Source organism: Aestuariivirga sp. (genome assembly GCF_047600585.1).
GTDB lineage: Bacteria > Pseudomonadota > Alphaproteobacteria > Rhizobiales > Aestuariivirgaceae > Aestuariivirga.
The window spans coordinates 3368882-3381995 of sequence record NZ_JASGKP010000001.1 but is presented as its reverse complement, the minus strand read 5'-3'; the positions used below and the strand labels follow the sequence as shown (position 1 = coordinate 3381995).

Sequence of the window (13114 nt, the reverse complement as noted above, 5' to 3'; positions counted from 1 at the left end):
CGGAATGACGGTTGAGGTTGAGGGTGGGTGGGCTTGCAGTCCCGGCCTCGCTGGGCTTAAGCCCGGCCCGGCATGATCATCCTCGCCCTCGACACCACCCTTGCCTCCTGTTCGGCGGCCCTCTTCGATGCGGGCGCTGGACGCATGCTCGCAGCCCGCCAGCTGCTCATGGACAAGGGCCATGCCGAGGCGATTGCGCCCCTGGTGCAGCGCTGCCTGCAGGAGGCGGGCGTGTGGCCGAGCAGCATCGCCCGCATCGCGGTCACAAACGGCCCCGGCACTTTCACCGGCCTGCGCATCGGCCTGTCGCTCGCCCACGGCATGGGACTGGCGCTGGGCTGTGACGTGGTCGGCCTCGATACGCTCACCGCCACCGCCGCCCCCTTCCTCGGAAAGGTGCGCGAGCTTATCGTCGTCCACCAGGCAGGTGCGACCGGCAAATTCTACGCCGGCCTGTTCCGCAACGGCACACTGGCGGGGCCGCTCAGCTTCGTTTCGCCCACGGAGGTGCTGGAGCTTGCCCCGGCAGGCGCCTCTATCATGGGCACCGGGGCCGACGCCATCACCGCGCTCGCGCCCCAGGCCTTCAAGCGGATCGAGGGCCATGATCTTCCGTGTGCAGAGGAATTCGTTGCCTTCGCCGCCGATCTTCCGGCCGCAAAGGGCCTCCCCGAACCGCTCTATCTCCGCGAACCTGACGCGAAACCGCAGGCCGCCTTCGTGGCGGAGACCATCCGGCTGGCGACCGCAGCGGACATTCCGGCGCTGACCCGCCTCCACCAGATGTGTTTCGACAAGGGCTGGAGCGAGGAGAGCCTGCGCCAGAGCATGACCACGCTCGGTGCGCTGACGCTGGTGGCAGAGCGCGACGGCGGCATCCGCGCCTTCGTCGTTGTGCGGGTGGTCGCGGGTGAGGCCGAGATCATCACCATTTGTACTGAACCGCACTTCCGTCGCAAGGCGCTTGCCGACAAGCTGCTGTCTGCACTCCGCGAGATGCTCCGTGCACAGAAGATCACGCGGCTCCATCTCGAGGTTGCCGCCGACAATGCCGCCGCACAAGCGCTCTATGCCCGCCAGGGCTTCGGCGAAGTGGGCCGCCGCAAGGGCTATTACGCCCGCGGCACCAGCCAGCCGTGCGACGCCATCCTGATGGCCGTCACGCCATGAAGGCCCACCCATGAGAACTGTGACATGAGGCACCTCCGGCCTCTCCTTCTGCTCATCGGGTTCGCGCTTCTCACCCTGCCGCTGATGCCGGTGCAGCAACTGCTGCTGTGGGCCTGGCCCCAGATGGCGGCGCGTTTGCCCCACTGGTATCACCGCCAGGCGGCGCGGCTTCTCGGCATCAACATCATCATCAAGGGCGAACGACCGGCGCCGGGCGCGGCCTTCATCGTCTCCAACCATGTCTCGTGGCTCGACATCATCGTCCTCTCGGCGGCAGCACCCGTGAGCTTCGTCGCCAAGCGGGAGGTGGCGAAGTGGCCCTTCTTCGGATCGCTCGCCCGCCTGCAGCGCACCGTCTTCGTCGACCGCGAACGCCGCCACACCACCGGCCGCGAGCGTGACGAAATCTCCGAGCGCCTGAAGGCGGGCGAGAAGATCGTGCTCTTTCCGGAAGGCACCTCGCACACGGGTCTTGCCGTGCTGCCCTTCCGCTCGTCCTATTTCGCCGCCGTGCACGACCCGCAAATCCCGGTGATCCCCGTGACGCTCGCCTATACCCGTCGCTGGGGCATGCCCTTCCTGCAGCGGGAGGTGGCGGCCTACGCCTGGTATGGCGACATGGACCTCGCCCCCCATCTCTGGAACGCCCTCGCCGAGGGGCCCCTCGACGTGGAGGTGATCTTCCACGGGGCGGAGACGCTGGCCCATGCCAAGGACCGGAAACGGCTCGCCGCCCATGCCGAAAACACCGTCCGGGCGGGGCTCGTCCATGCGCTTCACGGGCGCTGAAAAAGCCGCTATGCCCCGGCCATGAACGACATGTCGGCCATCGCCCTCACGGCAGAGACGGAAACGGCGCAGAAGAAGGTCTTCATCAGGACCTACGGCTGCCAGATGAATGTCTATGACTCGACCCGCATGGAGGCGATCCTGGCGGGCGAGGGCTATGCCCAGGCAGCAGCCCCCGAGGAGGCTGATCTCGTCATCCTCAACACCTGCCACATCCGCGAGAAGGCGGCGGAGAAGGTCTATTCCGAACTGGGCAAGATCCGCGCAATGAAGCGCGAGCGCGAAGGCGCGGGCCGGGACATGGTGATCGCGGTTGCCGGCTGCGTCGCCCAGGCCGAGGGCGAGGAGATCGCGAAGCGTGCGAAGGGTGTCGATCTCGTCTTCGGGCCACAGACCTTCCACCGCCTGCCCGAGTATCTGGCGCGCCACCGCGAGACGGGCCGCACCGTGGTCGAAACCGAATTCCCGGCGGAGGAGAAGTTCAAGGCGCTGACCGCGAAGGCATCACCGGGGACGGCGGTTGCAGCCTTCCTCACCGTACAGGAGGGCTGTGACAAGTTCTGCAGCTTTTGCGTGGTGCCCTATACCCGCGGCGCGGAATTCTCGCGGCCCATGGCGCAGGTGCTGGCGGAAGCCCGCGGGCTTGCAGGCCGGGGTGTGCGCGAGGTGACGCTGCTCGGCCAGAACGTCAATGCCTATCGCGGCGAAGCAGATGGCGGCACGGCCAGCCTCGCCCGGCTTGTCACGGAACTTTCATCTGTACCCGGCATTGAACGCATCAGGTACACGACCAGCCACCCCCGTGACATGAGTGATGACCTCATTGCTGCCCACGCCGAAAACCAGAAGCTCATGCCCTATCTGCACCTTCCCGTGCAGGCCGGCAGCAACCGCATCCTGAAGGCCATGAACCGCGGCCATACCGCCGAAGAGTATCTCGACCTGCTGGCGAAGGTCCGGGCCGCCCGCCCCGACATCGCCATCTCGGGCGATTTCATCGTGGGCTTCCCCGGGGAGACGGAGGCCGAATTCGAGGAGACGATGGCGCTGGTCCGGACGGTCGGTTACGCCTCCGCCTTCTCCTTCAAGTATTCACCCCGTCCGGGCACGCCCGCCGCCGAACGGCCGGACCAGTTGCCGGAGGACGTCAAGCTCGACCGCCTGCACCGCCTGCAGGCCCTGCTTCTTGACCAGCAGCAGGCCTTCAACAGGTCTTGCGTCGGGGGCACATTCCCTGTTTTGCTGGAAAAGCCCGGCCGCCGAGATGGCCAAATGATCGGACGCTCCCCATATCTGCAGAGCGTCCACATAGAAATCCCGGAGGGCGGACCCGGTTTCGGAGCCCTTGTGGAGTGCCGAATCGAAGGTGTTGGCCCCAACAGCCTTTCAGGCCAATATGTTCGCCAGACCGCGTGATTCTAGAATCTTGAGAGGAAACGGAGACAGAGACCTTTGAGCCAGACGATCAGCGCCCTTCATCCGCCGCGCCACTCCGCTACGCATCAGACTCAGTCTCCCTCTCATGGCCATCCGCCCGACGACAAGACCTACACGCTGACCTTTGAGGACAACCGGCTGCTCTCACTGCTCTTCGGCGAGCACGACGAGCATCTCGCCCTGATCGAGCACCGCCTCGGCGTGGCGATCACGCCGCGCGGCAACCGCGTGGCGATCCGTGGCGATGCCGCCAATGTGGAGAACGCCCGTTCGGTGCTGCTCTCGCTCTACGGCCGTGCCGGACGCGGCCTCGAGATCACCCGCGGCGAGGTGGATGGCGCCATCCGCATGGCCCGCGCCCAATCGGAAAAGGACGTGACCGAAGGCGCCGTGCGCACCCGCCGCAAGGCCGTCATCGCCCGCACGCCCACCCAGCGCACCTACATCGATGCAATCCGCAAGAACGAACTCGTCTTCGGCATCGGCCCCGCCGGTACCGGCAAGACCTATCTCGCGGTGGCCTGCGCCGCCGAGGCCCTCATGAACGGCGAGGTCGACCGCATCGTGCTGTCGCGCCCCGCCGTGGAAGCAGGCGAACGCCTCGGCTTCCTGCCCGGCGACATGAAGGAGAAGGTCGATCCCTATCTCCGCCCGCTCTATGACGCGCTCTACGACATGATGCCCCAGGCGCTGGTCGCCAAGGGCCTTGCCGAAAACCAGATCGAGATCGCGCCGCTCGCCTTCATGCGCGGCCGCACGCTCTCGTCAGCCTTCATCATTCTCGACGAAGCACAGAACACCACACCGCAGCAGATGAAGATGTTCCTCACCCGCCTGGGCGAAGGCAGCCGCATGGTGGTGACGGGCGACCCCACCCAGGTCGATCTTCCGAACAACGCCACCTCCGGCCTCTCGGACGCGCTGCACATTCTGAAGGGCGTGAAGGGCATCGAGCAGGTGGAGTTCAAGGCAGCGGACATCGTGCGCCACCAGCTCGTGGGCCGCATCGTCGGCGCCTACGACAAGGCAGCACAGAAGGCGCGTCCGCCCGCCCGACCTTCGAAATGACCCTTGCCATCGACATCGAGGACGAGGCCTGGGACACCCTCCCGGGCCTTTCCCGTCTTGCGGAGGAGGCCGCCGCCGCCGCCCTAGCTGGCCGGGGTGTGAACGGGGCCGTGACGCTGCTCTTCACCTCGGACGCCGAGATGCAGGCCCTCAACAAACAGTGGCGCGGCAAGGACAAGCCCACCAACGTTCTCTCCTTCCCGGCGGCAGGCGGAATGCCGGTTCCGGCCGGGGAAGACCCACCGCTCGGCGATATTGCGCTTGCTTTTCAGACAGTTGCGCGCGAAGCCGCGGAGCAGGGCAAAAGCCTGGCCCACCACACCAGCCATCTGATCGTGCATGGCGTGCTGCATCTTTTGGGCTATGATCACGAGGAAGACGGTGAGGCCGAGGAAATGGAAAACGAGGAACGCATGATCCTCGCCCGCCTCGGCATTGCCGACCCATACACGACACCATGAGCAACGAAAAACCATTCGAATCCAAACCCGGCATCCTGCAGAAGCTGCGCCGCCGGTTCCTCCGCACTGCCGATCTTCGCGAAAGCCTCGAGACCGTCATCGAAAGCCACGCCGAGCAATCGGGCGGGCCTGCCATGGCGGAAGATGCCCGCTCCATGCTGGGCAACCTCCTCGGCTTCTCCAACCTGCGCGTCGATGACCTGATGGTGCCGCGCGCCGACATCACCGCCCTCGACGAGACGGCGACGATGCGCGAACTGCTGGACAAGTTCACCGACGCCAACCATTCGCGCCTGCCGATCTACCGCGAGACGCTGGACGACGTCTCCGGCATGATCCACGTGAAGGACTTCCTCCACTGGCTCACCCACAAGGGCAAGAGCAAGCGGGTGAAGGGCAAGACGCCGGGCCTCTCACTGCCCGCCGACGAGCTGGCGACGACGATCAAGTCGCACGGCTCGCTCATCCGCGACGTGCTCTACGTTCCACCTTCCATGCCCGCCCCCGATCTTCTGGTGAAGATGAAGACCTCGCACATCCACATGGCGATCGTGGTCGACGAGTATGGCGGCAGCGACGGCATCGTCACCTTCGAGGACCTCGTGGAGGCGATCGTCGGCGACATTGCCGACGAGCACGACGATGACGATGAAGTGGCGATGATCGAGAAGCAGGACGAGAGCACCTGGATCGCCGATGCGCGCATCTCGATCTCGACCCTTGACCAGATGTTCAAGGTCGACCTGCTGCCGGCGGAAGAAGAGGACGAGGCGGACACGCTGGGCGGCCTGATCTTCGAGATGCATGGCCGCGTGCCCAACAAGGGCGAGGTGATCAAGCATCCCTCCGGCATGGAATTCGAGATCATGCAGAGTGACCCGCGCCGCGTGAAGAAGGTGAAGATCCTCTTCAAGCCACAGACCGAGACGGAAGAGGCGGGCGCCTAACTCAGCGTGTTAAAGTAATCCCGCCGCCGCGGCGTGGGCCTTGAGGTTGACCTCGGGCCGGGCGCCCACATGCGAGATCACTTCCGCTGCGGCAAGGCCGCCCAGTTCGGCGCAGCGCTTGAGCGGCATGTCGCGGGTGTAGCCGAAGAGGAAGCCCGCGGCGTAGAGATCGCCCGCACCTGTCACATCGATGACCTTCGCCACCCGATGGGCCGGAACCTCCACGGTTTCATTGCCGCGCACGATGACACTGCCCTTTTCCGAGCGGGTGAGCACGGCGACGGCGCAATCGCGGCGGATCGCCTCCATGGCGCCGTTGAAGTTCTGGGTCTGGTAGAGCGACTTGATCTCGGTCTCGTTGGCGAAGACGATGTCGATGCGCGAGCGGATGAGGTGCATGAAGTCGTCGCGGTGGCGCTCGACGCAGAAGGAATCGGAGAGCGTGACCGAGGTCAGGCGCTTGGCGGCCCGCGCAATGTCCGAGGCGCGGCGGAAGGCGTCCTTCGCCTCGGGGCGGTCGTAGAGATAGCCTTCCATGTAGGTGACGCGCGAGGCCTGCACGGTGGCCTCGTCGATGTCGGCGGCGGTGAGGTTCACGCAGGCGCCGAGATAGGTGTTCATGGTGCGCTCGGAATCGGGCGTCACCAGAATGAAGGAGCGGGCGGTGGCGGGACCGTCCGTTGCCGCCGCGGTGTCGAAGTGCACGCCCTGGGCCCGCATGTCATGGCGGTAGATGTCGCCCAGCTGGTCTTTCTTCACCTTGCCGAAATAGGCGGCGCGCCCGCCGAAGGAGGCGACGCCCGCCGCGGTGTTTCCGGCCGAGCCGCCCGAGACTTCCCGGGCCGGGCCCATGGCGGCATAGAGCTGTTCGGCCCGCGCCTCGTCGATCAGGTTCATGGAGCCCTTCACCAGCTTTTCGCGGGCGATGAAGCTGTCCTCCACCCGGGCGATCACGTCCACGATGGCATTTCCGATGGTGAGTACGTCGAAGCGGATGTCGGTCATGGCAGGATCGCTAGCCCGGATGGCTTGTACAAACAAGATGCAGTAACTAGGTGTGCGACCATGTTGAAAGCCGCCATCAGGGCCCTGGGCGACCTCACCTCGCCCGATTTCCGTTCCGTGCTCTGGAAGGCGATCGGGCTTTCCCTGCTGCTCTTCGCCTCGATCCTGGTGGGGGTGCAGCTCCTCTTCTATTTCCTGCAGTTCGTGCCTTGGCCGTGGCTGGAGACGACGCTGGCGATCGGCACCGGGCTCGGACTGCTGGTGGCTTTCTTCTTCCTCATGTCACCGGTGACGGCGATGTTCGCTGGCCTCTACCTCGACACGGTGGCCGAGAAGGTGGAGCGGAAGCACTATCCGCAAGGGCCCATCGGGCAGCCCCAGCCGACGTTGAAGTCGATCCGCCTTGCCCTGCAGTTCGGCCTTCTCGTGCTGGTGGTGAACATGCTTGCCCTGCCGCTGCTCTTCACCGGCGTGGGCGCCATCGCGCTCGTTCTGATCAACGCCTACCTGATCAGCCGGGAATATTTTGAAATGGCGGCGATGCGGGTGATGCCGGTGGAAGACGCCCGCGACCTTCGCCGCGAGAACGCCATGACGGTGCTGATCGCAGGCCTGCTGCCGGCGCTGCTGGCGCTCGTGCCCATCGTCAACCTGACGGTGCCGCTCTTCGCCACCTCCTACTTCGTCCATCTCTTCAGGCAGGTGCGGGTGTCTTCGGCGTAAAGGGGCAGAGGTCGGCCACGAGACAGCGCCAGCATTCGGGCTTCCGCGCCTTGCAGACATAGCGCCCGTGCAGGATGAGCCAGTGGTGGGCATGGCGGAGATAGGCGGGCGGCACCCGCTTCAGCAGCTTCTGTTCCACCTCGTCGACGGTCTTGCCGGGGGCAAGGCCCAGCCGGTTGCCGAGGCGGAAGAGGTGGGTATCAACCGCGATGGTGGGCTCGCCGAAGACTGCATTCAGCACCACGTTGGCGGTCTTGCGGCCCACACCGGGCAGCGCCTGCAGCGCCTCCCGGTCGTGCGGCACTTCGGAGCCATGCTGGTCCACCAGTTGCCGCGAAAGTGCGATCACGTTCTTCGCCTTGCCGCGGAAGAGGCCGATGGTCTTGATGTAGTCCGTCAGCTTTTCCTCGCCCAAGGCCAGCATCTTCTCCGGCGTGTCGGCCACCTGGAAGAGCGGCCCCGTGGCGCGGTTCACGCCCTCGTCGGTGGCCTGCGCCGACAGCACCACCGCCACCAGGAAGGTGAAGGGATTGACAGAGTGAAGCTCGCCTTTTGGTTCAGGATTGGCGCTTCGGAAGCGCGAGAACATGGCTTCCACAAGCTCCGGCGGCAGCGTCTTGCTGCGCTTCGGAGCCTTGTTTTTGGGCAGCTTTTTTGCGGGTTTCGTCATTTCGCCTCGGAGACTGGTCTGCCGCAGGAGTTTTGCGTATTCAATCCTCATGAGCAACACCGATCCCGCCAATTGGAGCATCACGCTCACCCCGCACCGCTCGCTCACCCGCCAGGGCTTCATCGCCGTGATGATCCTGATCGCGGCCCTGAACCTCGTCTGGGGCGTGGTCTTCTTCGCCATCGGCGCCTGGCCGGTCGTGGGCTTCGCGGGCCTCGACGTGCTGATCATGTGGTGGGCCTTCAAGCGCAACTTCGCCGACAGCGAGAAGGCGGAGCGGATCATTGCCGAGGGTGACGCCATCACCTTGAGGCGGATGACTCCCGCGGGCCACAGCGACGTGCAGTTCAACCGCCGCTGGCTGAAGGTGGAGTTGGAACAGGACGCCGAACGCGAACTGATCGGCCGGCTCTTCCTCCGTTCCCATGGCCAGTCCCACGAGATCGCGAGCTTCCTCGGCGCCGAGGAGCGCCTCAGCCTCGCCCAGGCGCTGCGCCGCGCCATCTGACCCATCCGTCCCGCGCGTCGGTTTTCGGGTGGCGGCGGGCCCATGGCGGGCATAGGTTCGCCGACATGACACACGAACACTCCTCACAGCTAGACGATTATGGCCGGGTGCGCGACGTGCTCGCCTATCTCACCGAAAACTGGCGCGACCAGCCCTCGCTCGAGGTGCTGGCGGCGCGGGCGAAGATGTCGCCCGAAATGCTGCAGCGCCTCTTCACCCGCTGGGCGGGCCTCTCGCCCAAGGCCTTCCTGCAGGCGATCACGCTCGATAATGCCCGCAGCATGCTGAAGGAGCGGGCCAGCATTCTCGACACCGCCCTTGATGTGGGCCTCTCGGGGCCGGGGCGGCTGCACGACCTCTTCGTCACCCACGAGGGCATGCCGCCTGGCGCCTACAAGGAGAAGGGGGCTGGCCTCACCATTTACTATGGCTTTCACCCTTCGCCCTTCGGCATGGCGCTCGTGATGGTCACGCCCTTCGGCCTCTGCGGCCTGGGCTTCGCCGATCCCGGCGAGGAGCGGAAGGCGCTCGCCGACATGACCGGCCGCTGGCCCAATGCTCAGTATACGGAGGATTCTGCCCTGACCGCGCCCTATGCCGCGCGCATCTTCGCGCCCGAAAAATGGCGCGACGGGCAACCCCTGCGCGTCACCATGATCGGAACGGACTTCGAGATCCGGGTGTGGGAGACGCTACTGAAGATCCCCACCGGCAAGGCCACCACTTATGGCGACATCGCTTCGGCCGTGGGCTCCCCCAAGGCGGCCCGTGCCGTGGGCGCTGCGGTCGGGCGCAATCCCATCTCCTTCGTGGTGCCGTGCCACCGCGTGCTCGGAAAGTCGGGCGACCTCACGGGCTATCACTGGGGGCTGACGCGGAAGCGCGCCATCCTCGGCTGGGAAGCGGGCCAGCTTGCCGGGGCCCGCGCCTGATCAGACGTGCAGGATCTCGACCGAGGCCGGCAGCGAATTGGCCTTGAGCTTGTAGACCACCGGAACACCCGTCTCGAGTTCGCGCTTGAGGATCTCCTCGGGCGTCAGACCCTCGATCGCCATGATCAGCGAGCGCAGCGAGTTGCCGTGGGCAGCGACCAGCACCGTCTTCCCGTCCAGCACATGGGGCTGGATCGTGTGGACGTAGTAGGGCAGCGAACGGGCCAGCGTGTCCTTCAGGCTTTCGCCGCCAGGCGGCGGCACGTCGAAGGAACGGCGCCAGATGTGCACCTGCTCCTCGCCCCACTTCTTGCGGGCATCATCCTTGTTGAGGCCGGTGAGATCGCCGTAGTGGCGCTCGTTCAGCGCCTGGTCGCGGGTTTCCGGCAGGCCCTTTTGGCCCAGCTCTTCCAGAATGAGGGCGAGGGTGTTCTGGGCGCGGCTAAGGGCGCTCGTGAAGCAGATGTCGAACTTCAGGCCCTTGGCCTTCAGGCGCTGCCCGGCGGCGCGGGCCTCGCCCACACCCTTTTCGGTCAGCGGCACATCCTTCCAGCCGGTGAAGAGGTTCTTCAGGTTCCATTCGCTCTGGCCGTGACGGACGAGCACCAGTGTTCCACTCATTGTCGGTATCCTCAGTTCAAACCCAAAACATCCATCATGGAATAAAGCCCGGGGGGCTTGCCGCCGGCCCAGAGTGCCGCCTTGACGGCGCCCCGCGCAAAGAGTTCGCGGCTCTCTGCCACGTGGCGCAGTTCCAGCCGTTCGCCATTGCCGGCGAAGATCACGGTGTGGTCACCGACCACGCTGCCGCCGCGCAAGGTGGCAAAGCCGATGTCGCCGGCATTGCGCGCCCCCGTATGCCCGTCGCGGACCCGCACCGAGCGGTCCTTCAAGGAAATCTCGCGGCCATCGGCGGCGGCCTTGCCGAGCAGCAGTGCCGTGCCCGAAGGCGCATCGATCTTCATGCGGTGATGCATCTCCAGCACTTCGATGTCGAAGTCCTCGCCCAGCGTCGCGGCGGCCTTCTTCACGAGGGCAGCGAGCAGATTGACGCCGAGCGAGAAGTTGCCGGTCTTGACGATGGTGGTCTTCGCCGCGGCAGCACGGATGAGGTCGTCGCCCGCCGCATCGATGCCGGTGGTGCCGATCACATGGATCTTCTTCTGTGCGGCGGTGAGGGCCACGAGCGAGAGCGTGGCCTTGGGAATGGTGAAATCGATGATGCCGTCAACACCTGCCAGCACAGCCGCAGGATCGTCGCTGATCGCAATGCCGAGCTTTCCTGCGCCGATCAGTTCGCCATAGTCGGCACCCACCTGGGGCGAACCCTTGGCTTCAAGGCCGCCCGCCAGCGTGCAGCCGTCCGTGGCGTGAACGAGGCGAGCAAGTTCGCGGCCCATGCGGCCTGCGGCTCCGGCGATGGCAAGTTTCAGTGTCATGCCGCCCGCTTAGCGAAATTCGGCGCGGGAGGAAACAGCTTCCTCAGACCACGTGGCAGGCAACAAGCTGGCCGCCCTTCTGTTCCAGGGCGGGCATCCGCTTGGAGCACATTTCCATGGCGTATTGGCAGCGGGTGCGGAAGGGGCAGCCCGAGGGCGGATTGAGCGGCGAGGGCAATTCGCCCTTGAGCACGATCCGCTCCTTCTTGCGGCCGGGGTCGGCGATGGGTGTGGCCGAGAGCAGGGCCTGGGTATAGGGATGCTTGGGATTGCGGAAGATCTGGTCGCGCGGGCCCTGCTCCACCACCTTGCCGAGATACATCACGACAACATCATCGGCGATGTGGCGGACGACCGAGAGATCGTGGCTGATGAAAACATAGGCGAGGTGCAGCCGCTCCTGCAGGTCGGCGAGCAGGTTCAGCACCTGCGCCTGGATCGAGAGGTCAAGCGCCGAGACCGGCTCGTCGAGGATGAGGATCTCCGGTTCCAGCATGAGGGCGCGGGCAATGGCGATGCGCTGGCGCTGGCCGCCGGAGAACATATGGGGGTAGCGATCGTAGTGCTCGGGGCGGAGGCCGACGAGGCTCATCATCTCGCGGGCCCGCGCGGTGCGTTCGGCGGACGAATAGCGGCCGTTCACCAGAAGCGGCTCTTCCAGCGCATGGCCGATCTTCTGGCGCGGATTGAGCGAGCCGTAGGGGTTCTGGAAGACGATCTGCACCTTCGGGCGGAGCGACTTCTTCACCTCGGGCTTGGCGCCCACCACCTCGGTTTCGCCGATGCGGAAGGAGCCCGACGTCGGCTCCTCGATCATGGTGAGAAGGCGGGCGAGGGTGGACTTGCCGCAGCCGGATTCACCGACGACGGCCAGCGTCTTGCCACGGGCCAGCGTGAAGCTCGCACCGTCCAGCGCCTTCAGCGTGGCAGGCTCGGCGAACATGCCCTTGCTCACGGCGTAGTGGCGGCGAAGGTCGCGGGCGACGAGAACCGTGCTCATGCGGCACCTGCCTTGCGGGGGGCGGCAAGCGGGAAGAAGCAGAGCACGCCGTCCTTGAGGGGCGGCGGCGTCTTGCACACGTCCTGGGCAAGCGAACAGCGGGGCGCGAAGAGACAGCCCGGCGGCCGGTCGAACTGCCCCGGCACGGTGCCCGCGATCGAGGGCAGGCGGCGGCCCTTGGCGCGCTCGGGCAGCGAGGCGAGGAGGGCGGCGGTGTAGGGGTGGCGCGGCGCGGTGAAGAGTCCGGCCACAGGCTGCTCCTCCACCTTCTGGCCGGCATAGTGGACGCTCACGCTCTCTGCCGTCTCCGCCACCACGCCCATGGAGTGGGTGATCAGGATCAGGGTGGTGCCGGTGTCCTTCTGCAGGCTGATGAGGAGATCGAGGATCTGCGCCTGGATGGTCACGTCGAGCGCCGTCGTCGGTTCGTCGGCGATGATGAGCTTGGGCTTGCAGGCGAGCGCCATGGCGATCATCACGCGCTGCGCCATGCCGCCCGAGAACTGGTGCGGGAAGGCATCAAGGCGAGACTCCGGTGCCGGGATGCCGACAGCGCGGAGAAGTTCGATCGAGCGGTCGCGGCGCTCGGCCTTGCCCATGCCGAGGTGGGTCTGCAGCGCCTCGCCCAGCTGGAAGCCCACCGTGAAGCAGGGGTTGAGGCTGGTCATCGGCTCCTGGAAGATCATCGTCATGTCCTTGCCGATGATCTTGCGGCGGGCCTCGTCGCTGATGGTCAGGAAGTCGTGGCCGTCGAAGGTGATCCGGTCGGCAGTGACGCGGGCCGTCTTCGGCAGAAGACCCATGACGGCGAGCATGGCGACCGACTTGCCGGAGCCGGACTCGCCCACGATGGCGTGGATGCGGCCCGCATCGACGGTGAGCGAGACGCCATCCACCGCCCGGAACCAGCCGGAGGAGGTGCGGAATTCGACGACGAGATTCTGGATGTCGAGAAGGGCCATGGC

The 13114-nt window shown here is 65.8% G+C and carries 15 protein-coding genes; 9 read left to right on the top strand and 6 right to left on the bottom strand.

Annotated elements, in window-relative coordinates; all coding sequences use genetic code 11:
- Positions 1-72 precede the first annotated feature (72 nt).
- From tsaB to QM801_RS16635, 6 genes are read left to right on the top strand one after another with little or no spacing between them, the layout of a single operon-like run.
- Positions 73-1170 carry a tRNA (adenosine(37)-N6)-threonylcarbamoyltransferase complex dimerization subunit type 1 TsaB gene (gene tsaB / locus QM801_RS16660; protein ID WP_415020329.1) on the top strand — a complete coding sequence of 366 codons (1098 nt, stop codon included), beginning with the start codon at positions 73-75 and terminating at the stop codon, positions 1168-1170.
- Between the two features lie 24 nt (positions 1171-1194).
- Positions 1195-1959 (top strand): lysophospholipid acyltransferase family protein, encoded by a 765-nt coding sequence (locus tag QM801_RS16655; protein ID WP_415020328.1) that lies wholly within the window; start codon positions 1195-1197, stop codon positions 1957-1959.
- Between the two features lie 21 nt (positions 1960-1980).
- Complete coding sequence (miaB, locus tag QM801_RS16650) at positions 1981-3375, top strand: tRNA (N6-isopentenyl adenosine(37)-C2)-methylthiotransferase MiaB (protein ID WP_415020327.1); 1395 nt, start codon at positions 1981-1983, stop codon at positions 3373-3375.
- Positions 3376-3411: 36 nt separating this feature from the next.
- Positions 3412-4464, top strand: a complete 1053-nt coding sequence (locus tag QM801_RS16645) for a PhoH family protein (RefSeq protein ID WP_415020326.1) — start codon at positions 3412-3414, stop codon at positions 4462-4464.
- Positions 4461-4925, top strand: a complete 465-nt coding sequence (gene ybeY, locus QM801_RS16640) for an rRNA maturation RNase YbeY (protein ID WP_415020325.1) — start codon at positions 4461-4463, stop codon at positions 4923-4925. The genes QM801_RS16645 and ybeY overlap by 4 nt, the downstream gene beginning before the upstream one ends.
- Complete coding sequence (locus tag QM801_RS16635) at positions 4922-5872, top strand: hemolysin family protein (protein ID WP_415020324.1); 951 nt, start codon at positions 4922-4924, stop codon at positions 5870-5872. Before ybeY ends, QM801_RS16635 begins: the two co-directional genes overlap by 4 nt.
- 9 nt (positions 5873-5881) lie before the next feature.
- Here the strand turns inward: QM801_RS16635 and QM801_RS16630 are convergent, their stop codons facing one another.
- The gene (locus tag QM801_RS16630; RefSeq protein ID WP_415020323.1) at positions 5882-6877 is read right to left on the bottom strand and encodes an adenosine kinase; all 996 of its coding nucleotides are present in this window, start codon (positions 6875-6877) and stop codon (positions 5882-5884) included.
- Positions 6878-6937: 60 nt separating this feature from the next.
- On the opposite strand from QM801_RS16630, the gene QM801_RS16625 reads away from it, so the two are divergent.
- Positions 6938-7600, top strand: a complete 663-nt coding sequence (locus QM801_RS16625; protein WP_415020322.1) for a sulfate transporter family protein — start codon at positions 6938-6940, stop codon at positions 7598-7600.
- Here QM801_RS16625 and nth read toward each other — a convergent pair.
- On the bottom strand, positions 7572-8270 hold the full coding sequence (gene nth / locus QM801_RS16620) for an endonuclease III (protein ID WP_415020321.1): 699 nt from the start codon (positions 8268-8270) through the stop codon (positions 7572-7574). The two genes, QM801_RS16625 and nth, sit on opposite strands and share 29 nt — an antisense overlap.
- A 49-nt stretch (positions 8271-8319) precedes the next feature.
- On the opposite strand from nth, the gene QM801_RS16615 reads away from it, so the two are divergent.
- Complete coding sequence (locus tag QM801_RS16615) at positions 8320-8778, top strand: DUF2244 domain-containing protein (RefSeq protein ID WP_415020320.1); 459 nt, start codon at positions 8320-8322, stop codon at positions 8776-8778.
- Between the two features lie 65 nt (positions 8779-8843).
- On the top strand, positions 8844-9710 hold the full coding sequence (locus tag QM801_RS16610; RefSeq protein ID WP_415020319.1) for a methylated-DNA--[protein]-cysteine S-methyltransferase: 867 nt from the start codon (positions 8844-8846) through the stop codon (positions 9708-9710).
- On the opposite strand, the gene QM801_RS16605 is transcribed toward QM801_RS16610, so the two are convergent.
- From QM801_RS16605 to QM801_RS16590, 4 genes are read right to left on the bottom strand one after another with little or no spacing between them, the layout of a single operon-like run.
- Positions 9711-10331, bottom strand: coding sequence for a 2,3-bisphosphoglycerate-dependent phosphoglycerate mutase (locus QM801_RS16605; RefSeq protein ID WP_415020318.1), 621 nt, complete (start codon positions 10329-10331; stop codon positions 9711-9713). It lies immediately after the preceding gene.
- A gap of 11 nt (positions 10332-10342) precedes the next feature.
- Complete coding sequence (gene dapB, locus QM801_RS16600) at positions 10343-11149, bottom strand: 4-hydroxy-tetrahydrodipicolinate reductase (RefSeq protein ID WP_415020317.1); 807 nt, start codon at positions 11147-11149, stop codon at positions 10343-10345.
- Between the two features lie 43 nt (positions 11150-11192).
- On the bottom strand, positions 11193-12149 hold the full coding sequence (locus QM801_RS16595; protein ID WP_415020316.1) for a dipeptide ABC transporter ATP-binding protein: 957 nt from the start codon (positions 12147-12149) through the stop codon (positions 11193-11195).
- Positions 12146-13111, bottom strand: coding sequence for an ABC transporter ATP-binding protein (locus QM801_RS16590; protein ID WP_415020315.1), 966 nt, complete (start codon positions 13109-13111; stop codon positions 12146-12148). Before QM801_RS16590 ends, QM801_RS16595 begins: the two co-directional genes overlap by 4 nt.
- Positions 13112-13114: the final 3 nt, after the last annotated feature.